This window comes from Sphingobacterium sp. UBA7631 (assembly GCF_002483935.1).
Taxonomy (GTDB): Bacteria; Bacteroidota; Bacteroidia; order Sphingobacteriales; family Sphingobacteriaceae; genus Sphingobacterium; species Sphingobacterium multivorum.
Map to the genome: position 1 here is coordinate 52,840 of NZ_DLIX01000008.1, position 24,931 is coordinate 77,770.

Below are 24,931 nucleotides of genomic sequence, written 5' to 3' on the forward strand. Positions count from 1 at the left end.
TGGTTTATGGCCTGCAAATAGTTATTTACCTAAGGAAGGGAAAAGACTGTTGTTGGTGATCACCGTATAACCAGTTGCATTGGCTATATTGACGTGTTTAAAATCCTTGTCCGAAGTAAATGATGAACCTTGTAAGTTACCGCGATTATCCCGAAAGAATGCCGTAATGGGGACATGATTATAAAAGGTCATGTTGCTGTTGCTATCGGCTTTACTTTCGTCATAGATGATCTCTTCTGTTTTGATGACAGAACCGTCAGCCATAGTAACCACCACATTTTTGGTAAATACGGTGGTCTTTTCTTTTTCCCGCCGAATAGCATGGTCGGAAGTAATTCGCTGAGTTTCCTTTAAATTGTCGTCGTAAAAGATGATTTTTATGCTTTTTGGAAATTCGTATACTTCGGTGCTATCGTGTTTGATACGCATTTCAGGGGCTGTGAGATTCGCTTTTACCCGTGTGGAATCGCTATAAATAATATCGACATGACGCGAAATGTCGACCGCCTCTTCCTTTTTCATATTGGCAATGCGGTCTACCTCTTTTAGATCCGGTTCGCAAGAGGTCAATGAGAGCGCCCCTAGTAAAAATAAGAATACTAGGGGCGATATATTTTGGAATATGGATGAAGCAAATGTCTTGCGTACCATCGTATTAATTAATCTAAAGGCGGTTTTCTAAACCAGCGGTCATTGAGGGTAAAGCCGATATTAAAGTTAATATAGCGTTCACGTAGGAGACTGTTGCTGATTTTGCCCATTTGGCCAAATTCTGCAGAGAAGTTTATTTTAGAGAAAGCTCCTGAAAATTGATTTCTTGCCAACGGCAGTCCCACACCTACAGTAACCGCCATATCGTTGATATTCTGGTCGCTTAAGAAATATTGTGTTTTATTATACCTGAAACCAACTCTATAGTCTACTTGGTTCAGATATTTAAGCGAAGTAACATCTGGTGTAATCTGACCACCAATCGCTACGCCATAATTCTTCCGTAGTTCGTTTTCACCCGCTCTGGTCTGAAATCTTGACCAATCGGCATATTTAAAATCGGCCCCGATTAACCATCGGTTGTTACGTGCAAGGGTAATACCTACATTATGTCGCAACGGAAGCGTCAAATGCCTGCTGCTACGGTCCGAAACATAGGTGCTATCCAACGGGATATTTTGGTTGTCTGGATCCGTTGAAGGTGTAACCCGTGTATTAAAAATTGTTGCTCTTTCTTTGATATCATTATTGAGCGACCCTGAATAACCAACGATCAACGAGTATTCTCTATTTAAAGGTTGTTCGTATTGCAGACCATAATCAAAGATAATCCCTTGGATTTCGCGCTTATTTTGTTGTTGTGTATTTAATGCTCCGGATGAAGGCAAAAACTCTACACGGCTATAATCATTTAGGGTTCCAAATAGATAAGACATATTGGCACCAATACTCAGACCTTTTACAATGCGTACCCCCCAACCTGCATAGGCTTTAGTTAAACCACCTTCGCCGGTGAAAACTTTTGTATAGGGATCAGAATTGACTGTTCCCGTTGAAGATGTCCGATAGCCTATATCTGAATAGGGAAGGATACCCAAGCTGATACCACCAAATCGTTTCATTGGGAATGTCATGGTGATGTGGCTAAAGGCAAAGTCAGCGGTATTATCCGATCTTGTTGTCGAATTTAACTGCGTGTAGTTCCCGTATAAACCAGCATCAAAGGTCGTAAACTGTGTAGCAGAATAAGATGCAGGGTTGCTTGGGTTGGTATTATACACGCCATTGATTCTCCGGACAGCGGTATTGACACCTCCCATCCCTCTATATTGTGGCAATAAATCTTCACGCATCTGACCAAGTCCAAATTGAGAATAAGGTGATGCGGATGTCGTTTTTTGTGCAAATGCGGTAGTAGAACTAGCTAAAATTCCACCTGCTAACAACAGTTGGAGTGATTTATTTCTTAGAGAGCTTGTAAAGCGTTTCTGCATGGTCAATCTATAAAATTGAGAAACTAATGTTTATTTAGTTTTAGTGAAATTTTCGAGTTATCTGACTCTTATATTAAATGTTCTTTGCTTTTAATCGCATACAAAACTATTCAATTTTTGCGAGCTTGTTAAGCCGATTTTGTTAAAAAAGGTTAAACACTTATTGTACAGTCGTTTAGAAAAACTGAAAGTAGATTATGGTCAGTGTTATGATGGCATATACAACTTCAAAAAACCATTTCTTTTTGGCATAAGTGAAATAATAAGCCATATAAATAGCGATGGAGGGGGCACAAAGTAAAAAATGGGCCTCCGTTAGTTTTTTATTCCAGTAAAAAGAAACTATCGCAAGGCATAACATAAAAAACAACAGTTGAAATGACTTGCGAATATGCACGACACTTTTGAAAAAATTGTCTTTCAATACCAAGAGGAAGAGTATTAATGTAAAGATTACTGGTACGAGTACCAGATAATCGACTAACTGAATGCGAATAGCAGTAGGGAATTTGTAGGTAAACGGTAGCCAAATGGTATAAAACTGCTCCATTTTACCCATCCAAAGGTAGATAACCGCTAAGATGAAATAGACCGTTGCTAGGCCAAGTAAAGGTGTGATCCACTCGCGCCAGTTGAATGGCCTAAAAATGAGTAGGCCTATCCATAGTAAGGCGAACATACTCAGAAAAGGGAAGTAGATCAGACTTCCTATACCTACAATCATACCGAGATCAAACATTTCGGCTTTAACATCTGTCTGCCGATAGAGGGAGAGCAATTTGCTTAACATCCATATCGAAATGAAATTACAGATCAGTGTGGGTGAAAGTACCAAAAATGGTAAAAACAGGCTGGCCAGTGTCATGTACATCAAAGCAACCAAGAAACTGGGTTTACCCAGCAGGTTAAAATGGCTTGTGATGCGATTGAGTATCGTTGCCTGAGAAATCGTCAGGATCAGTGTGATAAAAACATTGGTCGAAGGAGAGAGGTTGATTAAGTTATTTTCTCCCAAAAGATTCCCCAAGGCAGGCTCAAAGATTACAGAATCAAGTTTGTCCGGAAGGTGAAGAAATATGCCTAAACATAAAACAAAACCCACGATGGATAGAAATAAAATATTGATGGGTGAATAATTTCTAAACTGACTTATAATCATCGTATGCAATCAATAAAATGCTATTTATTCTTTTTTTCCAATTTGCTGATACGGCGATCGAGCAAGAAAAGGAAGAAAGCCAAACCTAGAAAAATGACCAACATGACCAATACAACAACGTAGATCTTACCTTCGCTACGTAATCCAGTCGCCATCTCGACATCATCCTGTGCAAATGTGCTCAAAGTTGATAAGAGTAGTAAGGCGATTGACAATGTTATTTTTTTCATTTGTTTAAAATATTATTCGTGTCGTTTTCATTGTTATGTATGATTCGATACACGCTATTTGATTTATGTAATATTCTGTTTTTTACTGATTGGGTTTTACCGGATTTCTTTATTTTAGAAATAAAGTACGGTATTAGCCGTTCAATATTATGCGTTCAAGTCTTTCTTTTCGAGCAGGCGTACTCTATAGCGAAGTGAACAAATCCAAGCTGCAATCATTGGCCAGCCGATCATCGCGGCATAAAATGTAGGGCGTAGCTCGCTGCTCATTTTTAAATCGCCAAAGGCTGCGTTTCCTCCACTTCCAGGGTGAAGAGAGTCTGTCATCTTTGGCAGAATATAAAGTAACACGATGATAATCGGAAATGCAAAGATATTGTACACAGCCGATATTTTGGCTCTTTTTTGTTCTTCTTCCAGCGCATTGCGGAGCACCAAATAGGCTAGATACATCAGTGTTGCTATGGCAGAGCCATTAAGCTTCGGGTCGTTTGGCCAAGGTTCTCCCCAGGTGATGTTTGCCCAAAGCATACCTGTTGCAAGTCCAAGAAAACAAAATGTTATTCCGGTATTAACGGCTTCAATGGCCATTAAATCATACTCCTGTTTGCCCGTATTGAGGTATTTGATACTATAAATAACAGAAACCAGGTACATAACGAACATAGCCGACCACATTGGGACATGAAAATAAACGTTGCGTATGCTTTCGTGAAGGATGAATAGGCGGGGAACAGGTCCCAAAAGACCATTGATAATGACCGCACAGATAATCATTACCGCTAATATTTTCCACCATTTTTTTCTCATGGATAAATTGAATTTAGTTTGTTCTCAATTCTGACACTTAATCTCGCCAAAGGTACGGAAATAACAATAAAGAAATAGTGATGGTGATTACATTAATTGCAAGTAATACGATTATTTCTTTGCTGCTGGAAGCCCTTTCCAGGCCTTCTATTGCATTGCGGGATAGCTTGATTAATACGATTAACAGTGGGATGATGGCAGGGAAACTCAAGATGGCCATTAAGGTGCTGTTGTTGCCTGCTTTGGAGCTGATCCCGGAGATCATGGTAAAGACTGTGGCGAAACTGATGCTGCCTAAGATGACCGAAATGAAGTAAAGTGTTGGATCACCGACAGGGTTTCTGAATATCGTCGAATAGACAAAATATGCAATGATCGCCAGCAGGGTCATCATCATCATATTGTAAATGACTTTCGCTAAAATGATCGCTCTGGGATCAACCAGTGAATAGTAGTAAAGTTGCCGGTTTGGGTTTTCTTGGACGAAGCTTTTGTTGATTGCATTGATCGAAGCGAAGAGCATAATGATCCAAAATAATGCATTCCATGTAGCCGTATCAACTGATTTGAACGCTTGATAGCAGACGAAAACAGTTGATACGACATATAGTAGAATTCCGTTAATAGCATATTTTGAACGCCATTCCAGAATGATGTCTTTAAGAATTAAAGTTTTTACCTGTTGCAGCAAAGTCATATGCAGCAAAGATACAAATGTATTTTGACCACGGGAGTGACCAAAACCATCAATTCTTAAAAAAGCTGTTTTTTTACTTATGCGTTAGAAATTTTGGATTTTGCAGCATCAGTTGTATTGTCGATTTTGCTTGCCAAATTTTGAGCGGCATTGTTAGCGTGGTCCAAAGCTTCTCTGCCGGCTTCTTTTGCTTTGTTTTTCAGTGCATCTGCATCATCCGATGCTTTGCTGAAAGCTGCTTGTGCTTTTGATTTCAAATTGTCTAATTCAGCCGAAGCTCTGTTCGCTAGTTTTTGTGCCTTTTTAGCTTCTTTTTTTGAAAGATCTTTCAATGACTTAGTTAAGCTTTTAATGCCGTCATTTGCACGATCTAATTGTTTTTTCCCATCATCAGTTCCTAAAAGATACCATGCAGCAGCTCCCGCAGCTAATCCTACCAAAGCAAATGCCACTAATCCATTTTTGCTATTTTTCATAATTCTTCTATTTTGTTATATATTCAAATGATAATCAAGTATGATACCAAATGAACAATCCCAGGGTGAATTTGTTTAAAAAGAATCAATAATTAACAAAATTTTACATATCAATTTTCTGCTGCTTTGATTGCAGATTATAGAGGTGCTGATAAAGACCGCTTTCTTTTTGGAGCAGTTCAAAGTGCGTACCGCTCTCAGACACGATTCCATTTTCGATAACGATAATTTTATCGGCATCAATAATGGTCGATAGTCGGTGTGCAATAATGATCGAGGTGCGTCCACGCATTAATTCTTCCAACGCCTCCTGCACTTGTCTTTCTGATTCTGAGTCTAGGGAAGAAGTGGCTTCGTCCAAGATAAGGATTGCAGGATCTTTTAATAGTGCACGCGCAATGGCGATTCGTTGGCGCTGACCACCAGAGAGTTTAACGCCACGTTCACCAACTAAGGTGTCATAGCTTTCGGGGAAATTTAATATAAATTGATGTGCGTTGGCACGTTTTGCAGCCGCTATTATTTCATCTTCCGTGGCATCGAGCTTACCATAGGCTATATTTTCACGTATTGTTCCGCCAAACAGCAAAACATCTTGCGGCACGATAGCGACCTGGTTGCGGATATCGCAAAGTTCAAAATCGGATGCCGGGTTGTCATCGTAATATACTTCCCCTTTATTGGCTGTGTAGAATTGAAGAATCAATGAAGCTATTGTTGATTTTCCGGTTCCACTCGGTCCAACGATGGCTATTTTATCGCCAGCATTGGCTGTAAAGTTGATGTCTTTCAGAATTTCAATATTGGGGCGGCTTGGATAGGCAAAGGAAACATGATTGAAGCTTAGTTTTCCGGTCATGGTCTTGTGCACTTCCTTGCAAGTTGGTTTTACATTGAGGTGTTCTTGGGGCTCATCTAAAATTTCCAAGATCCGCTCACTTGCACCCAAAGAGCGTTGGATATTGGCATAGAGCTCGGGGAAACTGCCCATGGAGCCTGCAACAAACATCGAATACAAGATATAAGTAGTCAGGTCGCCTACAGTCATTTCATGGATAGAAACCAATGCTGCGCCGTACCAGATGACAGCAATCACCGCACCGAAAATACAGAAAATAATAAAAGAGGCAAATGCACCACGGAAAGTAGCTCCTTTGACTGCCAACTTTACCACTGAATCCATTTGATTGCTGTAGCGATTAAACTCGAAGTACTCATTCACAAAGGCTTTTACGTTGCTTATCCCCAATAATGTTTCTTGAACGATACTATTTGACTCGGCCATTTTATCCTGTGCCTGTCTGGACAATTCGCGGATGAATTTTCCGAAAATAATGGCCGCTACAACGATAATCGGTAAAATACAAAGGTTCATGAGGGCAAGTTTGGGCGATACCCAAACCAAAAGGAACACACCGAAACAAAGACTAATCAACTGTCTTAAGATTTCAGCCAGAGTTGTTGTTAACGTATCCTGGATCTGTGAAAGGTCTGCAGACAGGCGGCTGTTTAATTCCCCAACACGACGATTGGCGAAAAATTCAATTGGCAAAGAAATCAGCTTAAGATAAGTATCCTTGCGTAACGCGGATAGCGTACGTTCAGCAATCTCAACAAAAATTCGGATACGAAAAAAAGAAACGACTGACAGAAAAGACAGAATAATAAAGGCAATTCCACCAATATAATAAACATGTGGTGCAAGCCATGGATAAGTTTGCTTGCCTTGCGCGGCATCAATCATGGCACCAAGCAAAGCCGGAAAGGCGAGCATGGCCAAACTGGATAATACCAAGAAAAACATGCCGATCCCAAATTTAAAACGATAAGGTTTTAAATAGGTCATCAATTTAGATGCTCTCAATAGGAGCTCTTTATTCAATTTTGGTTTTGGTAGATCTTCTTCTTGTTTGTTACCGCTGTTGAATCCTCTTGCCATATCCGCTACTTCAAATTTTGTTGCGAGGACAAATGTAAAGAGATTAAAAATATTTTGCTATCATACTTTAGTCAATTTTTTGAACTAAACCGTACTTTTTCTGATTTTAAACGGCTGTTTTAAGTGGCTTGTACTTCTGCAAATGCTTGTTGCCGCTGCTTTATCCTAAATTTTGTTGTTTCGAAGCTTTTAGTTGCGCGTTAAATTTATACAGTAAATATCCTAATACGGCGATAACAAGTAAAGCGATATAGAGCAGAATATTGCCTATACCTCCGTTGCCTGATGTTTTGTCAATCTGTGCCCGCAGTTTCTCGTTCTCTTTTTGAAGCTTACTTATGGTGCCGATATAGGCTGATACCTGCTTGTCGTAATCTGTTGCCAATTGTTGGAATTTATCCTTCTCAAAATCTTTGATTTTCAATAGTTTTTGAGTCTCTAAGAAAATGTTATTGTCGGTGATAACAATATCTTTAAGGATATCAATGCTCTTTTGCATGTCACCTTTTGATTTGAAAAGGCCAAAAAGCCCTGTTTTTTGAGTGAGGCTCGTGTCATAGGCGCCGAATTTCTGTTGACGGGCATCGAGTAGGTCATTTACACGGCTTCGTTGGACCTCAAAAGAGCTGGAGTCTGGGTTGTTTTGCGACTTGGCCTGTTCAAAGAAGCAAAATAGAACGGCGATTGGAAGTAGGAATTTTAAAAATTTCATCATGTAATTGGACGATCTATTTAATCAAATCTATAGTTAAACTAACGTTGATGGTAAAATTTTATTTTGCCACGGAGCTACACCTGCAATTTTAGCCTTGTGGTCAGTTTGACCAAGGATAAAAAAATGGAGCGAAAGCACGACAAATGAATTTATGAAATTAATCTTTAAATTCTATACGAATAACATTAGAATCGTCATCATGAAGTCCGAGTAGCTGGCTGGCATTACCTTTATTGATGGCGATTTCAAGGTAGTTGGAAATACCGAATAAACAAAGTTTCTCTCCTTCTCCGACTTCATTGTAATGCCAGGAAAGATTGGTAATGGTTTCATTACGTTTAAAATAGAGGACAAAATGACGTCCTTTCTGAACTTTATTGAATAGATCTTTCGAGATATTGGTAATGGCGTTGCCGAATGCATCAACATAAATGACATTGCCTCGGATCATGTCTTTATCAAAGATAGGCTGCAAAGTTACTTTTTCGATGAGCTGTTGCATTGAAGTACCGATTTCTTTCAGCTTGCCCCCCTTAGCAATATGACAGGCGGATTTAGAAAGAATATCTGCGAGCGGAAAGTGAAGGTACCGGAGGTCCTGCATTAAGTTGAGCTCATACAGTTCCTGGGGTTCATTGCCATTCAACAATAAGCTGAAAATTCCGTTGTCGGCCCCGACGAAATAATGATCGTTGTATTTCATGCCGATATATTTCGACTCCTCATGAAACAGGGTGTTAATTCCGATAATATGTACGGTTCCTTTAGGGAAATAATGATAAGCATTGCCTAATACAAAGGCCGCCCGAGGGATATTGAATGCTGGAATTTCATGGGTAATATCAACAATATTGGCACCGGACAACTGCGATAAAAGACTACCTTTTAACGCGGCTTGATAAAAATCTTTGTGTCCTAAGTCTGTTGTTAATGTAATTACTGCCATTATAATCTAAATCCTAGATCGAATTGCTGTCGAATTCCCTTAAATATACCCTTAAATTTATCTAAATAGTGGACAAAATTACTATTTATCAGATGATTTATAAAGTTAATTGGATAACTTATTTTGAATCTGTCTTTTTTCGATTGATATACACAAACATAGCGAAGATTTTATGCATAACGAAATCTTTGTGCCCCTTTGTCGGCTGTCTCCATAAGCTTATAAATCATCGTCGTTTGTACGCCGTATCTTCTTGGTTGTTTCGTTAGAATACGTTAATTTTGAATAGTATTATACAGGAACGATATTGTGTAATGGCTACAATCTAATTAATTCTAAATAGGATAAAATTTGAACGAATTACTAATTGCATTAGATGGTCTGAATTTGCCCATATTATGGGGAGCAGACAATGAGCACTTCGATTATTTGAAGAAGCAATTCCCAAAACTGCGGATTGTAGCTCGCGGAAGTGAAATGAAGGTGTTGGGAGACGCGAAGGAATTAGACCTGTTTGAGCAATCGTTTAAGGAAGTCATGGCTCATCTGGAGAAATTTAACAACATTACTTTATTGGATTTTGAAAATCTCCTTGGAGCAAGTGCAGGTTCTGCTGTTCAGCAGGAAAAAGAACTTGCGGCCAAACATGCAGCCTTTGGATCCGAACCGATCGTGTATGGACCTAATGGCCTTATTGTACGTGCACGTACGGCCAACCAACGGAAGATGGTGGATAGTATTTCGAAAAATGATATCTTATTTGCTATTGGACCGGCGGGTACAGGAAAGACCTATACGGCGGTTGCATTAGCTGTTAGGGCACTTCGAAATAAAGAAATCAAAAGGATCATTCTAACGAGACCAGCCGTCGAGGCCGGCGAAAATCTCGGTTTTTTACCGGGCGACTTAAAGGAGAAGGTAGACCCCTATTTGAGACCGCTCTACGATGCATTGGACGATATGATTCCAGCAGAAAAGCTAAAAGGTTACCTGGAAAATCGGACCATTGAAGTTGCACCTCTAGCGTTTATGCGTGGACGAACATTGGACAACTGCTTTGTGATTCTGGACGAAGCTCAGAATGCAACGGATATGCAGCTGAAGATGTTTTTGACACGTATGGGGCCAACGGCAAAATTTATCGTTACCGGTGATATGACACAGGTAGATTTACCGAAAAAAAATCAATCTGGATTGTCTACTTCAATTCGCCTATTGGAGAATATCGAAGGAATAGACATTATCCACCTCAGCGGTGGAGATGTGGTTCGCCATAAATTGGTTCGCCGCATCCTCGAAGCGTATGGCGATATTTAATCGGTCTATGCTGCAAACGTATGATTTGGGATATCCCAGTTTGGCATGGGTACAAAAGGTGCCGACTGATATAGTTCAAATAGCCTTATTAAAAGGCAAATCGAGTACAGTGAGCTCTTAAATAAATGCGCTGCATTTATGAATGCCGTTGAACGCAGTCATAAATGAACAATTACTTACATTTGAATTTTACGTTGAACATGAATGCTATAAAAGAAACAAATTTCAATTTCGAAAACCAGACTGCTTTTTACCGGGGAAAAGTACGTGACGTGTATACGATTGCCGATACGTATTTGGCGATGGTTGCCTCAGATCGTATTTCGGCATTTGATGTGGTACTTCCACGTCCTATTCCTTATAAAGGGCAGGTGTTGAATCAAATTGCAGCCAAATTTTTAAAGGCTACGGCTGATATTATTCCAAATTGGGTCGTGTCTGTTCCGGACCCCAGTGTAACTATCGGTCAGCTATGCGAGCCGTTTAAAGTTGAAATGGTTATTCGGGGCTACTTGTCAGGACACGCTTGGCGCGAATATGCTGCGGGTAAACGTGAAGTATGTGGTGAGGCATTGCCAGAAGGACTGAAAGAAAATGACAAATTGCCTGAGCCAATTATTACACCGACAACAAAGGCTGCTGTTGGACATGATGAGGATATTTCACGTGTCGATATCTTGAAAAAAGGCATCGTAAGCGAAGAAGACTATGTTCAATTGGAGCAATATACCAAAGCGTTGTTCCAAAGGGGTACCGAAATTGCCGCACAAAGAGGGCTTATTTTGGTGGATACAAAATATGAGTTTGGAAAAAAAGATGGGAAAATTGTGCTGATCGACGAAATTCATACACCAGATTCTTCCCGTTATTTTTATGCGGAAGGTTATCAGGAACGTCAGGAAAAAGGGGAGGCACAAAAGCAATTGTCGAAGGAGTTTGTTCGCAAATGGTTAATTGAAAACGGCTTCCAAGGGAAAGACGGTCAGGTTGTTCCGGAGATGACGGATGAGATTGTCGCTTCCATTTCTGAACGTTATATTGAGCTTTACGAGCATATCGTCGGAGAGAAGTTTGTGTATCCAGATCAGGAAAACGTACTGGAACGTGTGGAAAGAAATGTGGCAAAGGCCTTGAAAACGCTAAATTATTAGTACATTGTATCCTCAAACAAAGGAGATAGACTAATGAAGTATACCATTGATAAGCACGATCGCTATATTGTCATAGAACCTCATGTCGATGTGATTGACGCGGATAATGCCGCTAAACTCAAAGGGGAGTTTTTGTTGCGGAATACGATTGGACAACGGAATATCGTTTTGGATATGATCCACGTTAAGCAAACGGACGAGGTCGGTATCCGTTTAGGTGTGCTTGCCCATCGTTTATGTCAGTCTGTTGGGGGCATATTTATTTTGGTTAATCTTTGTCCAACGTTAATGGATATGGTTCGTGTGTCGCATTTGGATAAATCGCTTAAAATAGCACCATCTTTAAAGGTGGCGGAAGATTTAATCTTTGCACACGAATTGGAATCTGAGTATCGGGGGGCAATCGAGGATTAATATGAAGTTTGAAGTTCTGATATTAGGAAATAGCTCGGCCACACCGATGTTTGATCGTCATCCGACTAGCCAAGTGTTGAACTTTAATGAGCAATTGTTTTTGATCGACTGTGGAGAAGGTACACAAATGCAACTTAGCCGATACGGCATCAAAAGCAATCGTTTAGGACATATATTTATTAGCCATCTGCATGGGGATCATTATTTGGGTTTGGTGGGGCTGCTTTCATCGATGCACCTTGTCGGCCGAAAAAGTGATCTCCATTTGTATGGGCCACCTGCGTTAAAGGAAATTTTAGACGTGCAATTTTTGCATTCCGAGACTATTTTACGCTATAATCTTGTTTTTCATCCGATTTCACCCGAACAGCCGGGGGTCATTTTTGAAAACAGAACATTAAAAGTAAGCACTTTTCCATTAAAGCATCGTATTGCCTGTACAGGCTTTCGTTTTGATGAGGGTCCCCGTGCACGAACATTGCTTGGCGATGTCGTACAGGAACTGAATATACCCACCGCTTATTTTCCGATGATCAAAAAAGGATTTGATTACGTCGATGAAAGTGGTAAAGTATATACTGCAGATGACCTGAGCCTTCCTGCTCCCTTATCGCGCAGTTATGTGTATTGTTCGGATACCGTACGGACGCCGGAATACCTGCCTTATGTGCAAAAGGCTAATCTGATGTATCATGAGTCCACATTCTTGCACGATATGGTCGACCGCGCAAAAGAGACATTTCACACCACAGCGCTGGAGGCTGGAGAGATCGCCCAGGAAACTCATGCAAAGAAGTTGCTATTGGGTCATTATTCAGCGCGGTACAGAGATTTAAATCCCCTATTGGAAGAAGCGAGAACTGTATTCCCAAATACGGAACTCTCTGTGGAAGGTCGGTGGTTTTCCGTTTAATTTTTTTGAATTTTCTCTGATATCCCAACGATAAACGGGTTAACACCTATGAATAATTGCTTATTATATTGCATATGATGAACAATTTATCTAAGTTTACGGCTCTAATTTTTTTATAATGGATAATCCATTCAACTTAAACAACCTACTACGGGAAAATATTAAGAAGCTCGTACCTTATTCATCCGCAAGAGATGAATTTAAAGGGGAGGCATCCATATTAATTGATGCCAATGAAAATCCTTTTGGATCCCCCTTAAACCATGATTACAACCGATATCCAGACCCTCTCCAACATCAAGTTAAAGCAAAACTTTCTAAAATAAAAGGTGTACCATCAGAGAATATCTTTTTGGGAAATGGAAGTGATGAAGCTATTGATATTTTATACCGTGCATTTTGTACCCCTGGTGTTGACAATGTCATATTAGTTCCGCCAACCTACGGGATGTATGAAGTCTCGGCGAACATCAATGATGTTGCTTTCAAAAAGGTAAACCTTACTGCTGATTACCAGCTGGATTTGGATGGTATTGCCAATGCAATAGACGCACATACTAAACTGATTTTTATCTGTTCTCCGAATAATCCAACCGGAAACTCAATCCGTCGTCAGGATATTGAAGCAATCCTGAATAATTTCCAGGGGGTTGTGGTAGTGGATGAGGCCTATATTAATTTTTCTGCTGTCAAGTCATTTACGCAAGAACTGGCTGAATACCCCAATCTAGTGGTATTGCAGACCTTATCCAAAGCCTGGGGGCTTGCGGCCTTACGCTTGGGTATGGCTTTTGCCAGTAAGGAGATTATCGCTGTTTACAATAAAATAAAACCACCATACAACATTAATCAAGCGACACAAGATATTGTATTGGAAGCCTTAGATCAGGTTGATCAAGTCAATGACTGGATCAAGGAGACAGTAGCAGAACGTGAGCAACTAGTGCGTGGATTGCTTGAACTGGATTATGTGCAGCATATTACACCTTCTGATGCCAACTTTATTTTGGTGAAGATGGAGCAGCCACGTGAAGTTTACGATTATCTCGTTCAATATGGAATTATCGTTAGAGATAGATCCAAAGTCGAACTGTGTGAAGGCTGTCTACGGATCACGGTCGGTACACCGGCTGAAAATAAAACATTGTTAGAAAAACTTAATCAAATCAATAAATAATACTATGCCTGATAACTTAAAACGTGTACTGTTTATAGACCGCGATGGAACATTGATTTTGGAACCTGAAGACGAACAAATCGATTCTTTTGCCAAATTAAAATTCTATCCTGGTGCTTTGCAGTATCTACCACGTATCGCAAAGGAGCTGGATTTCGAATTGATCTTGGTTTCTAACCAAGATGGTTTAGGAACGTCTTCCCATCCGGAAGAGAATTTCTGGCCAGTCCATCATTTTGTGATTGATACGTTTGCAGGAGAAGGCGTAGTGTTTGCCGAGGAACATATTGATAAAACCTTTCCACACGAGAATGCGGAAACCCGAAAACCGGGAGTTGGTATGCTTGGAGCCTATTTTGATGTGTCGAAATACGATTTGAGCCAATCCTTCGTCATCGGCGATCGTGTGAACGATGTTAAATTGGCACAAAACCTCGGTGCAAAGGCAATTTGGCTGCGTGCAAACGATCAATTAGGTGCTTTGGAAAACCTTGCGATAGATTCAACTGTTATAGCTTTAGAGACAACGGATTGGAAGACGGTGTATGAATTCCTTAAATTGGGTACGCGCACTGCCGAACATCATCGTAAAACCAATGAAACGGATATTTTTATTCAGTTGAATCTGGATGGTTCGGGTAAGTCAGACATCGAAACAGGGTTGCCGTTTTTCGACCATATGCTGGATCAATTGGCTCGACATGGAGCACTTGATTTGACCATTAAGGCGAAAGGGGATCTTCATATCGACGAACATCATACCATCGAAGATACGGGTATTGCGCTGGGCGAGATCTTTTTGAAGGTTTTAGGGGATAAACGTGGAATTGAGCGCTACTCCTATACGTTGCCGATGGATGATTGTTTGGCTCAGGTTGCATTGGATTTTGGTGGTCGCAACTGGATAGTGTGGGATGCGGCATTTAAGCGGGAGAAGATCGGCGATATGCCTACGGAAATGTTTTTCCACTTCTTTAAGTCGTTTTCAGATGCTTCACGATCGAATTTAAACATTAAAGCTGAAGGTGACAATGAGCACCATAAGATCGAAGCGATTTTCAAAGCTTTTGCTAAATCTATCAAGAAAGCGGTAAGACGCGATGCCGACCATATGCAATTGCCAAGTACAAAAGGAGTATTGTAAGATGATAGGAATTATTAATTACGGTGCGGGGAATATTTTCTCCTTGACAGCGGCACTGGATCGTGTTGGGCTTACCTATGGTATGGTCAATACTGCCGATGAGATCGATCAATACGATCGTATCATCATTCCTGGAGTGGGCCACGCTGGAGCCGCGATGGACAAACTACAGGAATCGGGATTGGTGCCCTATATCAAAAAGCTAAAAAAGCCTGTGTTGGGTATTTGTGTTGGTATGCAATTACTGACGGCTTTTTCAGAAGAAGGAAATGCCGAAATGTTAAAGCTATTTCCTTTGAAGACCTTACATTTTGATGCCGAAAAGTCGGGTAAAGTACCACATATGGGCTGGAATAGTGTTTCCGTGCCAGCAGACAGTCCTTTATTTGCACATATTGAAGACCAGACTTATTTTTATTTTGTCCACTCGTACTTTATCGAATTCGATGCGACATATACCGCGGCGAAATGTGTCTATGGACAGCCTTTTTCGGCTGCAATTTCCAAAGACAATTTCTTTGGCGTACAATTTCATCCAGAGAAATCTGGAAAAGCAGGAGAGCAGCTGCTGCTCAATTTTTCAACTATTCAAATTGATTAAAAATATTCGACTATGTATATCATTCCAGCAATAGATGTCTTGGACAAAAAAGTTGTCCGCTTGAGAGAGGGTAACTACAATGACGTTACAACGTATGCGATTAGTTTAGAAGAGCAAATCGAAACCTACCGTGCAAATGGTACGGAACTCGTCCATATCATTGATTTAAATGGTGCAAAAGGAGACTTCAGCAATCAGGCCTATTTATTTGATATCATCCAAAAGACAGATATGAAAATTCAGTATGGCGGTGGTGTAAGAAGTATCGAAAAGGTTAAGGAATTGGTTGATGCAGGGATTTATCGCGTTATTGTCGGAACACAGGCAATCACCAATCCTTCATTCTTGGAGGAGCTGGCTACGTTGAACGAAGGTAAAGTAAAATATGCCGACCACATCGTTATTGCAATCGACGTTTTGGATGAGGTAATCAAATACTCGGGTTGGTTGGAAAGTTCGCCAATCAAATTGATCGAATATATTGATAAATGCTTGGTTTTAGGATTCTTTAGGTTCTTATGTACCGATATTAGTAAAGATGGAAAATTGGGAGGTGCAGGCGTTGAACTGTACCAAAAGTTGTTGAGCCATTCTCCGATTATCAAGTTAATAGCTTCTGGCGGGATCAGTTCAATGGACGATATTCAGAAACTTCAGGAATTGGGCAGTGTAGAATCTGTTGTCGTTGGTAAAGCAATCTATGAAAATAGAATCTCGATCGATGAAATCAAAGATTGGAATTTAAAATCGTTAATCAGATTTTAAAATGCTGGCAAAACGTATAATTCCCTGTTTGGATGTCAAAGATGGGCGGACGGTAAAAGGAGTCAATTTTGTGGATCTGCGCGATGCAGGTGATCCTGTTGAATTGGCCTATGAATATTCTCAACAAGGGGCTGATGAACTCGTTTTCCTAGATATTACAGCAACGCATGAGGGGCGTAAAACGACAATTGATCTGGTCAAAGCAGTCGCACGTCAAGTGAATATTCCCTTTACAATCGGCGGTGGTATCAATGAAATCAGAGATGCTGATATCTTGTTGAATGCAGGTGCGGACAAAATATCCATCAATTCTGCTGCGGTACGCAATCCTGCTCTTATCAACCAGATGGCTGCAGCTTTTGGTGCACAATTTGTTGTGGTTGCTGTGGATACCCGGTCGATCGAAGGTCAGAATTTTGTGCATCTGAGCGGCGGACGCATTAAGACGGAATTGGAAACAGCGGATTGGATCCTTGAAGCGCAAGAACGTGGAGCAGGAGAGATCCTGTTGACGTCAATGGATCATGATGGAACAAAAAATGGCTTTGACAATGGTTTTTTAAAAACAATAAACGACCAGATTCATATTCCACTGATTGCTTCTGGCGGTGCCGGTAATCAACAGCATTTTGTCGATGTTTTTCAACAAGCTAACGTGGATGCTGCCCTGGCGGCATCGGTCTTCCATTATGGTGAAATATTGATCCCCGATCTTAAAGCTACCTTACGCCAAAATGGTATTGTCGTAAGATAGGATAGCGGAATAAAGATCGATAATCAAAGGGGTGGAAGTTATAAACTTGCTGAAAGAAATCCTGAGAAATTAAACTGGGCTCATGGCTCTTCGAAAATAATTAAAAATTGAAATACTAAAATCATGTTAGATTTTGCAAAAAGTGACGGCCTTGTTCCAGTGATTGTGCAGGACTTCCAAACATTGGAAGTGTTGATGTTAGGCTATATGAACGAGGAAGCTTGGGAGAAGACACAAGCAGAGAAACGCGTTACGTTTTTCTCCCGAAGCAAAAATCGCCTCTGGACAAAAGGAGAGGAAAGTGGAAACTTTTTGAATGTAAAAAGCATCCATGTTGATTGCGATAAGGATACTGTTTTGATCAAAGCAGAACCAATGGGACCTACCTGTCATACAGGAAGCAGAAGTTGTTTTAATACAGACTTCAACCAAAACTTTCTGTTGGAGCTAGAGCGTATTGTCAACCATCGCTATGAACATCCTTCTGACGAATCTTATGTCAATCGTCTGCGTTCTCGCGGTATCAATAAGATTGCGCAAAAGGTTGGCGAGGAAGCCGTAGAAACAGTCATTGCAGCATTGACCGAAACGGATACTGATTTTATTAATGAAACTTCAGACTTATTGTTTCATTTGATCGTATTGTTGCGTGAGAAAGGATTTTCTTTGGAAACAATTGCGAAAAACCTCGAGAGCAGACATCAATAGGTATTTGGACGACGGCATCAGCGTTGAACAAAATCTGAAGCGGAAAGAAGGCTTTAAGCTAAGATGACAAAATAATCTAAGAAGTGCAGTATATTTGTGGATATACTGCACTTCTTGTTTCTACCGACTAACAATACGTATTGCTGTATTGATCTTTACTGGATCACAGCTCAGTCAGCGGAGAATTCGGTCCTATAACATAAAAAAATAGGCTTAAAACAGGTGCTCCGAATAGAGAAGGCATTTTAGCGAATTACTATGGATATTACATTAAAATCGACGTTACCAGGGCATCAAAACCCTATTTTTTGTGTAGAGAAGGGCTACTATGCAGATACTTTTTTTACGGCTGGTAACGATAAGGGCGTTGTCGAATGGGATATTGAGCAAAATGCATTTAAGCGTATTCTCTGTGCGGTAAGTTCATCGGTTTATGCTTTACGGTTGATCCCGGGGACGCCGATTCTGGCCATAGCCTTGCGTGAGGGTAAACTGCTTTTTGTAGATGTCGAAGAGCAAAAGCTTGGAGCAAGTATACAGCTGAGCAACAAAGCTATTTTTGCATTGGCTTATATGTCCTGGAAAAATGAACTTCTGGCAGTAGGTGAAGAAGGAACATTGTATGTCATCGATTTGACAACTTATAAATGTATTTACGAAAAGCGTATATCCCCGACAACAATTCGCGCAATTGCAATTGATGAAGGACTTGGACGAATAGCATTAGGGGATAAAGATGGGAAAGTTTATACCTTGGACAGTACTGACTTTCATGTTATTACTGATGCAAAATTGCATAGCATGCCCGCTACGTCGCTGGCATTTATCCATAATAAATTGCTAAGCGGTGGACGGGATGCGCAATTGGTGATTTCAGACCCCAATCAATTGACAACTAATTTTTCGTTTGTACCGCATCTGTTTACCGTATATGGAATATATCCCCATCCTGAAGCACCAATTTTTGTTACTGTCAGTCGCGACAAATCGTTGAAATTTTGGTCCACAGCCGATTTTGCACTATTGAAAAATATGAGCCGCGAGAAGATGCAAGATGGTCATCATTTATCTGTAAATGCGGGAGCATGGTCCGAAAATGGGCAATATTTCTTTAGCGTCAGCGATGACAAACTAGTGAAAATCTGGGAATTTCATGTATAAAAGATCGGGCAGGAAGTGCGGACTAACTTAGGGGCATAAAAAGTAAAGTCATTTGTAGCGAATTCATAATTATATCGTTAACTATGGTAATTATAAATTTAATTGACCTTATAGTTATATTTTATGAAAAGAATTTGGCTTATCCTATTAGGCTGTATAGCGCTTTCGAGCTGTGATAAAATCGAAAGTAAAGGAATGTATCTAGCTAGCGTGCCCATATTCGAAACAATGGAAAGTATACGAGCTAAAGCTAATCCCGTAAGCGGCCCTACGACAATTGTTCAAACCGGAAAGATTTATATTTATCAAGATTACTTGTTTATAAATGAGCCAGGGAAAGGAGTTCATATCTTTAATAATGTTGATCCGTCAAAACCCGTGGCGATGGCATTCTTAAGTATTCCCGGCAATGTGGATCTTGCGGTTCTAGATGGAAAGCTGTATGCGGATAGTTTTACAGATCTGTTGACCTTCGATCTCGAAAATCCTGCATCTCCAAAATTATTGACACGAAATAAGGATGTGTTTAAGATGTTGCTTCAAATGGATTACTTGAATAATACTGCCGATCGCATCATTACAGGATACCGAGATAGCCTGGTAAGCTATAGCCAAAAAGATAAATATTCACCTTATGATCGAAAAGAACCTCTCTATAACGAGACCAATTCGGGCTCGGGACAGGGCGGATCCATGGCGCGATTTACCATTGCCAATAAACATCTATATGCCGTGGACCAAACGACGTTGCACCTTTTTGACGTGCAGAATGCGAGTAAACCTGCCTATGTAAAGGATATCAAAATAGGTCCTGGCATCGAAACAATTTTTCCCTTTAAAAACAACCTGTTTATCGGCTCCAATACAGGTATGGTGATTTATGATATCACGACGGCATCAGCTCCCGTAGAGCTGTCGCGTTATACACATATTCGTGCCTGTGATCCTGTCGTTGTCAATGAGAAATATGCCTTTGTAACCTTACGTGCAGGCGTGGTATGTGGGGGGCAGCAAAATTTGTTGGAAGTTATCGATATCCAAGATTTGACGAAACCGATGCTGAAACATAGCTTCACTTTGGAGAATCCTTACGGACTGGCGCTATCGGACCACACGCTGTATATCTGTGATGGAAAATTCGGGTTGAAGTCATTCGATGCCAGTGATGTTAGTCAAATAGGTAATAAGCTTTTAGAAACTCACAAAGACCTGATGAGTATGGATGTTATCGCTGGACCAAAATCGCTAATTATTGTTGGAGAAAAAGGTGTACATCAATATGATTATAGCAATAAGGCCAAATTGAAGGAATTGAGCATTATTCCTGTTATTAGACCCAATTAAGACACTATTTCAAGAGCTTCATTATTCTGATATGAAAAGACTTTCGATTGCCATTTTGGCTCTTCTCGGGTATTTAACTGTTGATGCCCAAACAAAAAAATATACAAATCATAATGAATTTTCGGTTATTACTTATGGCCCTGCTTTTCTCGAATCTGGATTTGGCTTACATACATTCCATGGGGTGCAGCTCCATGAAAATATCGCTCTGGGTTTAAATACAGGGGTGGATAGGTATCCTGTAAACAATGAAGGATCAAAATGGTTTTTACCACTCTCAGCCAAAGTAAATTATGTGGAATTCCCTGACAGAAAACGTAGTTTTTTTGCAGGATTGGATTTAGGCTATAGTTTTGCTTTCTTGAATAAAAATCTAGTCGAGAGCAATTTAAAATATGAGTATCAGGGTGGCTTGCTGGTAAATCCACAGTTGGGTTGGCGCTTTAAATTTAAGAATTCAGCGAAATATTGGTCTTTGGCAACTGGCTACCGATATCAGCACTATAGTCGAAAGGATACTTATACCCGACCGTCAACAAGCTTACCGGACACTAATTTATGGTATGGAGCAGCACAAATGGATAAAAATTATGATCTGCACCGTTTTACCCTGCAGGTAGGTTTTGGTTTCTAGGTATCGATCGGATGAATATTTTGCTGTATCAATAGGTGTCGATTGCTTTAATTGTAAAAAATAGCGTAAGTAAACGGTTCGTTATTTAAATCCAAGCCGATCTTACGCTATTTCACTCTTTCGTTGTGTAACTTATTTATTCGCTGTCTAAAAGCTGTAAGATCTGCGTAAGGTATTTCTCATCGACTTCATCAAAACTATTTAGTTCGCTGCTGTCAACGTCAAGCACACCGATAATCTGCCCCTGTTTAAAAAGGGGTAGCACGATTTCGGATCGCGAGAGCGAACTACAGGCAATATGTCCCGGAAATTCTTCCACATCAGGAACGATTAGTGTTTTTTCCTCTGCCCAAGCACCCCCACATACACCACGTCCTTTTTTGATGCGTGTGCATGCAACGGGCCCCTGAAAAGGGGCTAATACGAGCTCTTCGCCATCAATAAGATAGAATCCAACCCAGAAAAAATTGAATTGTTCTTTCAATGCAGCAGCGATGTTAGCCAGATTGGCAATTTGATTAGGCTCGCCTTGCAATAGTCCCCCAATCTGAGGAAGTAAATTTTGATATTGTTCTTCTTTGCTACCTTTAGCTATTTGTAAATCCTCGGCCATAAAAATCGATGTAAAAAAATAATCATGCATTTGCTATCAGGACTATAATGCCAAACATGTTTTGCCTGCCCAGAAAGCTTCAGAACATGTCGGATCCCAACCTGCATGAAATGAAAAAGCGCTAATACGCTGTTCAAAGTTAACAGAATATTAGCGCTTTCTTATCAGGCAAATGTTATTATTTCTTGGTGTTGATAATATTCACCCGAATGTAGTTGCTTCTTTTGCCGGAAGGCGTTACAACAACGGCTTTGAAAACACGTTCCTTGCCATTAGGAACCGTAATTTTCACTGGACCTGTATATTCTAAATCCAATTCTGAAGGATCGTAGTTGTCCAATGTGTAATAAATTTTGGCCCCTTCGACAGATGGTTTCAAGCCTCTGATCGTATATTCCGAAGCATATACGGTGGTATCTGTTATGCCATATACTTCCGGTACACGATAGAATGTATTGGTTTGGTCAAGTTTAGCCAGCTGATTTGCTGCACGCTGTTCTGAGAAATTTTTCCAATTCTTTTTCTCTGGCTGTGTCCAGGCAATTTCAGAAAGCGCTAAAACGCGCGGTAACACTGTAAATTCGACTTTATTGGATGATCCAATATACTCTGTCCAAATATTTGCTTGTACACCTAGAACGTGTTTCTTGTTGTTTTCAGCAATTTTGCTAGGCATTGGGTCTGACGCATATACTTTGCTCAATGTGGAAAGTCCGCCGATACTTAAAGGTTCTCTGTTTTGATCAGGACCTTGTTTGTGATCAAAATATAGACCATAGCTGTTTGCCGTTATGATCACATCGTGACCTTGATTGGCTGCATCAATCGCACCTTGGTCGCCTCTCCAGCTCATGACAGTCGCATTAGGCGCTAAACCACCCTCTAAGATCTCATCCCATCCAATGATACGTTTACCTTTGCTATTGATATATTTTTCCATACGTTGGATAAAATAGCTCTGTAACTCGTGTTCATCTTTGAGGTTGTTATCTTTGATTCTTTTTTGACAAAATGGACATGTTTTCCATTTTGTTTTTGGACACTCATCACCGCCGATGTGGATATATTCACTCGGGAATAGGGGAATGACTTCGTCAATGACATCTTCCAACAACTTGAATGTTTCTTCTTTTCCAGCACAGAAAACATCGTCAAAGACCCCCCAAGTCTGCGCGGCCGTGTAAGGTCCTGGCTTATCACCACAGCCCAATTCTGGATAAGCCGAAAGTGCTGCTAACGCATGCCCAGGCATTTCGATTTCGGGTATAACCGTTACATATTTAGCTTTAGCATAAGCAACCACTTCTTTGATTTGGTCTTGGGTATAGAAACCGCCATAAGGTGTGTTATCATAATCACCATCTGTCTTGTAGTTACCCAGTAGTGTCTGCTTGCGGTAACCGCCAATCTGAGTCAATTTTGGATGTGATTTGATTTCGATACGCCAGCCTTGGTCGTCTGTCAAATGCCAATGAAACGTATTCAATTTGTAAGACGCCAGAATATCAATGTATTTTTTTACAAACTCTACTGGAAAGAAATGACGGCCAACATCGAGATGTAATCCACGGTAAGCAAAGCGAGGTTCATCCTGGATTGAAGCTTGTTGAATTTCTATGCTGGCCTTTTTATCCACAGGTAGCAACTGGATCAACGATTGCATACCATAAAATAGACCGGCAGCTTTTCCGCTAATAGTTGCGCGGTCTGAACTTATGTTAAGTTCATACGCTTCAGCATTAGTGGATTTTGCGTTTTTGGAGGAGAAATAGATCGTATTGCTGCTCGCTGATTTCACTAGGGATAAATTGAGACTGTAGTTGCTTTTTAGGAAATCCTGAAACAGCGTTGCAACTTTTTTGTCCTCTTCGCTATCAAAGGCGATTTTGGTGTTAGCGTTGATTTTAAATGTACCATTTTTAATTTGAACCTGTTGCGGTAAGGGCACAATGTTCAAGGTAGCATCTTTCTTTTCTTGCGCAAATACTGCTGCTCCTATACTTAGAGCCAGCGCAAGTGAAAATAGTTTCTTCATGCGTGAGATTATAACTGAAATAAGAAGTTCTAAAAATAGGTGAATAAATACGTTTTAGCAAAGAGGAAATGTAACAAATAGGGTATGAAAACACTGTTGAAAGTGTTTTTGGGCACTTAGAAGTAGTTTGGATAATAACGTGTTTGGGTTAGATCAATCGTTTGTTTAGTCTGTTAAAGGGGATATTTTACTTCGGGGAATAGTATCTAAATTTAGGTAAAAAAATATGCCTTTTTAAATGTTCGTATCTCCTGTGAGCTGATGCTTTATCACTAAACCTTCTTTCGTTGTACAGATTATTTCGATCACGTGAAGGGAAGATAACGACCTTATAACTTCTTCTGAATGATGTCGTTTTTGATGCGTTTTTAATGCTTAGTTTATAGGTACATTCAACGGAGCTGATAGGGCTTTATCCGAATAAGGTCCGAATGAGGTCCCTATAAAGTCCCTATCAGCTCCTTATTATTTATAGCAATATCTTTTTGATGTTTCAAATTTGAAGCACTGTTAATAAGGCGCGAAGTATTGCAAAACTGAGGTTCGGGAAATGACAAAGGAACCGGAAGGTTCCTTTATATCTTTTACGCTACAGCATGAACAGCACGTATCCGTCATCTAATGATTAATACCGGATATGTTCAGCAAATGTTTATGATTTAAAGTCGTTTCAATGCTAATTTGATCATATCCTCTACGGAAAGATTGCTTTCGGTCTTTAAAATGGTATTTAACACCTTCTCTGCCGCGACTTTGTTGAATCCGAGCATCACTAGTGCTGACAATGCTTCGTCCGGAACTGATTGGGATTGGATAGGTGATGCCAAAGCTTCGAAGCCCTGTTTTTTTAATTTATCCTGAAGTTCCAGTATAAGACGTTGTGCTGTTTTAGGGCCAATTCCCTTAATCTTTTGAATGAGGGCAACCTGGCCATTGACGATGGCAGACTGGATCTCATCGGGTGTGTTTGACGATAGGATCATACGGCCTGTATTGGGGCCAATACCAGAAACAGAGATCAAATTTTCGAATAATTTTTTCTCGCCTTCTGTTGCAAAGCCATAAAGCGTGTGTGAGTCTTCCCGAACTTGAAGTGAAATAAATAGTTTACAGTTTTCCTGATCCTTGATTTGGGAGAAGGTATAGAGCGAGATGTGGACATAATAACCAATCCCACTCACATCGATAACAACATGAGTGGGGGCTTTATATGCTAATTTTCCATTGAAATATTCGTACATAG

The 24,931-nt window shown here is 40.2% G+C and carries 26 protein-coding genes; 13 read left to right on the forward strand and 13 right to left on the reverse strand.

Annotated features, from left to right (window positions below):
• Nucleotides 1-21: 21 nt before the first annotated feature.
• From lptC to B3P16_RS14905, 10 genes are all read right to left on the reverse strand, one after another.
• Nucleotides 22-651, reverse strand: coding sequence for an LPS export ABC transporter periplasmic protein LptC (gene lptC / locus B3P16_RS14860; RefSeq protein WP_286752246.1), 630 nt, complete (start codon nucleotides 649-651; stop codon nucleotides 22-24).
• Between the two features lie 8 nt (nucleotides 652-659).
• Nucleotides 660-1,985: a membrane protein gene (locus tag B3P16_RS14865; RefSeq protein WP_046672330.1), complete on the reverse strand. Its 1,326-nt coding sequence runs from the start codon at nucleotides 1,983-1,985 to the stop codon at nucleotides 660-662.
• A 175-nt stretch (nucleotides 1,986-2,160) separates the two neighbouring features.
• Nucleotides 2,161-3,144, reverse strand: a complete 984-nt coding sequence (locus tag B3P16_RS14870; RefSeq protein ID WP_070563329.1) for a DUF6427 family protein — start codon at nucleotides 3,142-3,144, stop codon at nucleotides 2,161-2,163.
• A gap of 20 nt (nucleotides 3,145-3,164) precedes the next feature.
• On the reverse strand, nucleotides 3,165-3,374 hold the full coding sequence (locus tag B3P16_RS14875; protein ID WP_046672332.1) for a CcmD family protein: 210 nt from the start codon (nucleotides 3,372-3,374) through the stop codon (nucleotides 3,165-3,167).
• 147 nt (nucleotides 3,375-3,521) lie between these two features.
• Nucleotides 3,522-4,184, reverse strand: coding sequence for a cytochrome c biogenesis protein (gene ccsA / locus B3P16_RS14880; RefSeq protein ID WP_046672333.1), 663 nt, complete (start codon nucleotides 4,182-4,184; stop codon nucleotides 3,522-3,524).
• Nucleotides 4,185-4,221: 37 nt separating this feature from the next.
• On the reverse strand, nucleotides 4,222-4,881 hold the full coding sequence (locus tag B3P16_RS14885; protein WP_046672334.1) for a heme exporter protein CcmB: 660 nt from the start codon (nucleotides 4,879-4,881) through the stop codon (nucleotides 4,222-4,224).
• Nucleotides 4,882-4,958: 77 nt separating this feature from the next.
• On the reverse strand, nucleotides 4,959-5,357 hold the full coding sequence (locus B3P16_RS14890; protein WP_070563336.1) for a hypothetical protein: 399 nt from the start codon (nucleotides 5,355-5,357) through the stop codon (nucleotides 4,959-4,961).
• A 103-nt stretch (nucleotides 5,358-5,460) separates the two neighbouring features.
• Complete coding sequence (locus B3P16_RS14895) at nucleotides 5,461-7,296, reverse strand: ABC transporter ATP-binding protein (protein WP_286752247.1); 1,836 nt, start codon at nucleotides 7,294-7,296, stop codon at nucleotides 5,461-5,463.
• Between the two features lie 160 nt (nucleotides 7,297-7,456).
• A complete protein-coding gene (locus B3P16_RS14900) occupies nucleotides 7,457-8,011 on the reverse strand; it encodes a hypothetical protein (RefSeq protein WP_286752248.1) in 555 nt (184 codons plus the stop codon).
• A 157-nt stretch (nucleotides 8,012-8,168) separates the two neighbouring features.
• Nucleotides 8,169-8,957, reverse strand: coding sequence for an SAM hydrolase/SAM-dependent halogenase family protein (locus tag B3P16_RS14905; protein ID WP_046672337.1), 789 nt, complete (start codon nucleotides 8,955-8,957; stop codon nucleotides 8,169-8,171).
• 351 nt (nucleotides 8,958-9,308) lie between these two features.
• Here B3P16_RS14905 and B3P16_RS14910 point away from each other — a divergent pair, with 351 nt between their 5' ends.
• The 13 genes from B3P16_RS14910 to B3P16_RS14970 all read left to right on the forward strand — a co-directional run bounded on the left by B3P16_RS14910 (nucleotide 9,309) and on the right by B3P16_RS14970 (nucleotide 21,040).
• Nucleotides 9,309-10,274 carry a PhoH family protein gene (locus B3P16_RS14910; protein WP_046672338.1) on the forward strand — a complete coding sequence of 322 codons (966 nt, stop codon included), beginning with the start codon at nucleotides 9,309-9,311 and terminating at the stop codon, nucleotides 10,272-10,274.
• A gap of 200 nt (nucleotides 10,275-10,474) precedes the next feature.
• Entirely contained in the window at nucleotides 10,475-11,425 is a 951-nt protein-coding gene (locus B3P16_RS14915; RefSeq protein ID WP_286752378.1) for a phosphoribosylaminoimidazolesuccinocarboxamide synthase, read from the forward strand.
• A 33-nt stretch (nucleotides 11,426-11,458) separates the two neighbouring features.
• On the forward strand, nucleotides 11,459-11,839 hold the full coding sequence (locus tag B3P16_RS14920; protein WP_046672339.1) for an STAS domain-containing protein: 381 nt from the start codon (nucleotides 11,459-11,461) through the stop codon (nucleotides 11,837-11,839).
• Between the two features lies 1 nt (nucleotide 11,840).
• Nucleotides 11,841-12,752 (forward strand): ribonuclease Z, encoded by a 912-nt coding sequence (locus tag B3P16_RS14925; RefSeq protein ID WP_046672340.1) that lies wholly within the window; start codon nucleotides 11,841-11,843, stop codon nucleotides 12,750-12,752.
• Nucleotides 12,753-12,870: 118 nt separating this feature from the next.
• Entirely contained in the window at nucleotides 12,871-13,929 is a 1,059-nt protein-coding gene (gene hisC / locus B3P16_RS14930; RefSeq protein WP_286752249.1) for a histidinol-phosphate transaminase, read from the forward strand.
• A gap of 4 nt (nucleotides 13,930-13,933) precedes the next feature.
• The gene (gene hisB, locus B3P16_RS14935) at nucleotides 13,934-15,073 is read left to right on the forward strand and encodes a bifunctional histidinol-phosphatase/imidazoleglycerol-phosphate dehydratase HisB (RefSeq protein ID WP_286752250.1); all 1,140 of its coding nucleotides are present in this window, start codon (nucleotides 13,934-13,936) and stop codon (nucleotides 15,071-15,073) included.
• A gap of 1 nt (nucleotide 15,074) precedes the next feature.
• Nucleotides 15,075-15,674, forward strand: a complete 600-nt coding sequence (hisH, locus tag B3P16_RS14940; protein ID WP_286752251.1) for an imidazole glycerol phosphate synthase subunit HisH — start codon at nucleotides 15,075-15,077, stop codon at nucleotides 15,672-15,674.
• A gap of 12 nt (nucleotides 15,675-15,686) precedes the next feature.
• Nucleotides 15,687-16,439: a HisA/HisF-related TIM barrel protein gene (locus B3P16_RS14945; RefSeq protein WP_046672344.1), complete on the forward strand. Its 753-nt coding sequence runs from the start codon at nucleotides 15,687-15,689 to the stop codon at nucleotides 16,437-16,439.
• 1 nt (nucleotide 16,440) lies between these two features.
• The gene (hisF, locus tag B3P16_RS14950) at nucleotides 16,441-17,193 is read left to right on the forward strand and encodes an imidazole glycerol phosphate synthase subunit HisF (RefSeq protein ID WP_286752252.1); all 753 of its coding nucleotides are present in this window, start codon (nucleotides 16,441-16,443) and stop codon (nucleotides 17,191-17,193) included.
• Between the two features lie 123 nt (nucleotides 17,194-17,316).
• The gene (gene hisIE / locus B3P16_RS14955; protein WP_115047132.1) at nucleotides 17,317-17,901 is read left to right on the forward strand and encodes a bifunctional phosphoribosyl-AMP cyclohydrolase/phosphoribosyl-ATP diphosphatase HisIE; all 585 of its coding nucleotides are present in this window, start codon (nucleotides 17,317-17,319) and stop codon (nucleotides 17,899-17,901) included.
• 258 nt (nucleotides 17,902-18,159) lie between these two features.
• The gene (locus B3P16_RS14960; protein ID WP_286767615.1) at nucleotides 18,160-19,062 is read left to right on the forward strand and encodes a WD40 repeat domain-containing protein; all 903 of its coding nucleotides are present in this window, start codon (nucleotides 18,160-18,162) and stop codon (nucleotides 19,060-19,062) included.
• Between the two features lie 123 nt (nucleotides 19,063-19,185).
• Nucleotides 19,186-20,406, forward strand: a complete 1,221-nt coding sequence (locus B3P16_RS14965; RefSeq protein WP_286843421.1) for an LVIVD repeat-containing protein — start codon at nucleotides 19,186-19,188, stop codon at nucleotides 20,404-20,406.
• 31 nt (nucleotides 20,407-20,437) lie between these two features.
• Complete coding sequence (locus B3P16_RS14970) at nucleotides 20,438-21,040, forward strand: hypothetical protein (protein ID WP_286843423.1); 603 nt, start codon at nucleotides 20,438-20,440, stop codon at nucleotides 21,038-21,040.
• Between the two features lie 136 nt (nucleotides 21,041-21,176).
• On the opposite strand, the gene B3P16_RS14975 is transcribed toward B3P16_RS14970, so the two are convergent.
• The 3 genes from B3P16_RS14975 to ruvA all read right to left on the reverse strand — a co-directional run bounded on the left by B3P16_RS14975 (nucleotide 21,177) and on the right by ruvA (nucleotide 24,929).
• Nucleotides 21,177-21,653 carry a GAF domain-containing protein gene (locus tag B3P16_RS14975; protein ID WP_286843424.1) on the reverse strand — a complete coding sequence of 159 codons (477 nt, stop codon included), beginning with the start codon at nucleotides 21,651-21,653 and terminating at the stop codon, nucleotides 21,177-21,179.
• A gap of 178 nt (nucleotides 21,654-21,831) precedes the next feature.
• Nucleotides 21,832-23,688 (reverse strand): beta-N-acetylhexosaminidase, encoded by a 1,857-nt coding sequence (locus B3P16_RS14980; protein WP_286752255.1) that lies wholly within the window; start codon nucleotides 23,686-23,688, stop codon nucleotides 21,832-21,834.
• Between the two features lie 659 nt (nucleotides 23,689-24,347).
• Nucleotides 24,348-24,929, reverse strand: a complete 582-nt coding sequence (gene ruvA, locus B3P16_RS14985; RefSeq protein ID WP_046672352.1) for a Holliday junction branch migration protein RuvA — start codon at nucleotides 24,927-24,929, stop codon at nucleotides 24,348-24,350.
• Nucleotides 24,930-24,931 lie beyond the last annotated feature (2 nt).

What these genes read in the sequence shown, in the direction of transcription:
- lptC (WP_286752246.1), bottom strand. Translation starts at nt 651, where the DNA reads ATGGTACGCAAGACATTTGCTTCATCCATATTCCAAAATATATCGCCC.
- B3P16_RS14865 (WP_046672330.1), bottom strand. Translation starts at nt 1,985, where the DNA reads ATGCAGAAACGCTTTACAAGCTCTCTAAGAAATAAATCACTCCAACTG.
- B3P16_RS14870 (WP_070563329.1), bottom strand. Translation starts at nt 3,144, where the DNA reads ATGATTATAAGTCAGTTTAGAAATTATTCACCCATCAATATTTTATTT.
- B3P16_RS14875 (WP_046672332.1), bottom strand. Translation starts at nt 3,374, where the DNA reads ATGAAAAAAATAACATTGTCAATCGCCTTACTACTCTTATCAACTTTG.
- ccsA (WP_046672333.1), bottom strand. Translation starts at nt 4,184, where the DNA reads ATGAGAAAAAAATGGTGGAAAATATTAGCGGTAATGATTATCTGTGCG.
- B3P16_RS14885 (WP_046672334.1), bottom strand. Translation starts at nt 4,881, where the DNA reads ATGACTTTGCTGCAACAGGTAAAAACTTTAATTCTTAAAGACATCATT.
- B3P16_RS14890 (WP_070563336.1), bottom strand. Translation starts at nt 5,357, where the DNA reads ATGAAAAATAGCAAAAATGGATTAGTGGCATTTGCTTTGGTAGGATTA.
- B3P16_RS14895 (WP_286752247.1), bottom strand. Translation starts at nt 7,296, where the DNA reads ATGGCAAGAGGATTCAACAGCGGTAACAAACAAGAAGAAGATCTACCA.
- B3P16_RS14900 (WP_286752248.1), bottom strand. Translation starts at nt 8,011, where the DNA reads ATGATGAAATTTTTAAAATTCCTACTTCCAATCGCCGTTCTATTTTGC.
- B3P16_RS14905 (WP_046672337.1), bottom strand. Translation starts at nt 8,957, where the DNA reads ATGGCAGTAATTACATTAACAACAGACTTAGGACACAAAGATTTTTAT.
- B3P16_RS14915 (WP_286752378.1), top strand. Translation starts at nt 10,475, where the DNA reads ATGAATGCTATAAAAGAAACAAATTTCAATTTCGAAAACCAGACTGCT.
- B3P16_RS14920 (WP_046672339.1), top strand. Translation starts at nt 11,459, where the DNA reads ATGAAGTATACCATTGATAAGCACGATCGCTATATTGTCATAGAACCT.
- B3P16_RS14925 (WP_046672340.1), top strand. Translation starts at nt 11,841, where the DNA reads ATGAAGTTTGAAGTTCTGATATTAGGAAATAGCTCGGCCACACCGATG.
- hisC (WP_286752249.1), top strand. Translation starts at nt 12,871, where the DNA reads ATGGATAATCCATTCAACTTAAACAACCTACTACGGGAAAATATTAAG.
- hisB (WP_286752250.1), top strand. Translation starts at nt 13,934, where the DNA reads ATGCCTGATAACTTAAAACGTGTACTGTTTATAGACCGCGATGGAACA.
- hisH (WP_286752251.1), top strand. Translation starts at nt 15,075, where the DNA reads ATGATAGGAATTATTAATTACGGTGCGGGGAATATTTTCTCCTTGACA.
- B3P16_RS14945 (WP_046672344.1), top strand. Translation starts at nt 15,687, where the DNA reads ATGTATATCATTCCAGCAATAGATGTCTTGGACAAAAAAGTTGTCCGC.
- hisF (WP_286752252.1), top strand. Translation starts at nt 16,441, where the DNA reads ATGCTGGCAAAACGTATAATTCCCTGTTTGGATGTCAAAGATGGGCGG.
- hisIE (WP_115047132.1), top strand. Translation starts at nt 17,317, where the DNA reads ATGTTAGATTTTGCAAAAAGTGACGGCCTTGTTCCAGTGATTGTGCAG.
- B3P16_RS14960 (WP_286767615.1), top strand. Translation starts at nt 18,160, where the DNA reads ATGGATATTACATTAAAATCGACGTTACCAGGGCATCAAAACCCTATT.
- B3P16_RS14965 (WP_286843421.1), top strand. Translation starts at nt 19,186, where the DNA reads ATGAAAAGAATTTGGCTTATCCTATTAGGCTGTATAGCGCTTTCGAGC.
- B3P16_RS14970 (WP_286843423.1), top strand. Translation starts at nt 20,438, where the DNA reads ATGAAAAGACTTTCGATTGCCATTTTGGCTCTTCTCGGGTATTTAACT.
- B3P16_RS14975 (WP_286843424.1), bottom strand. Translation starts at nt 21,653, where the DNA reads ATGGCCGAGGATTTACAAATAGCTAAAGGTAGCAAAGAAGAACAATAT.
- B3P16_RS14980 (WP_286752255.1), bottom strand. Translation starts at nt 23,688, where the DNA reads ATGAAGAAACTATTTTCACTTGCGCTGGCTCTAAGTATAGGAGCAGCA.
- ruvA (WP_046672352.1), bottom strand. Translation starts at nt 24,929, where the DNA reads ATGTACGAATATTTCAATGGAAAATTAGCATATAAAGCCCCCACTCAT.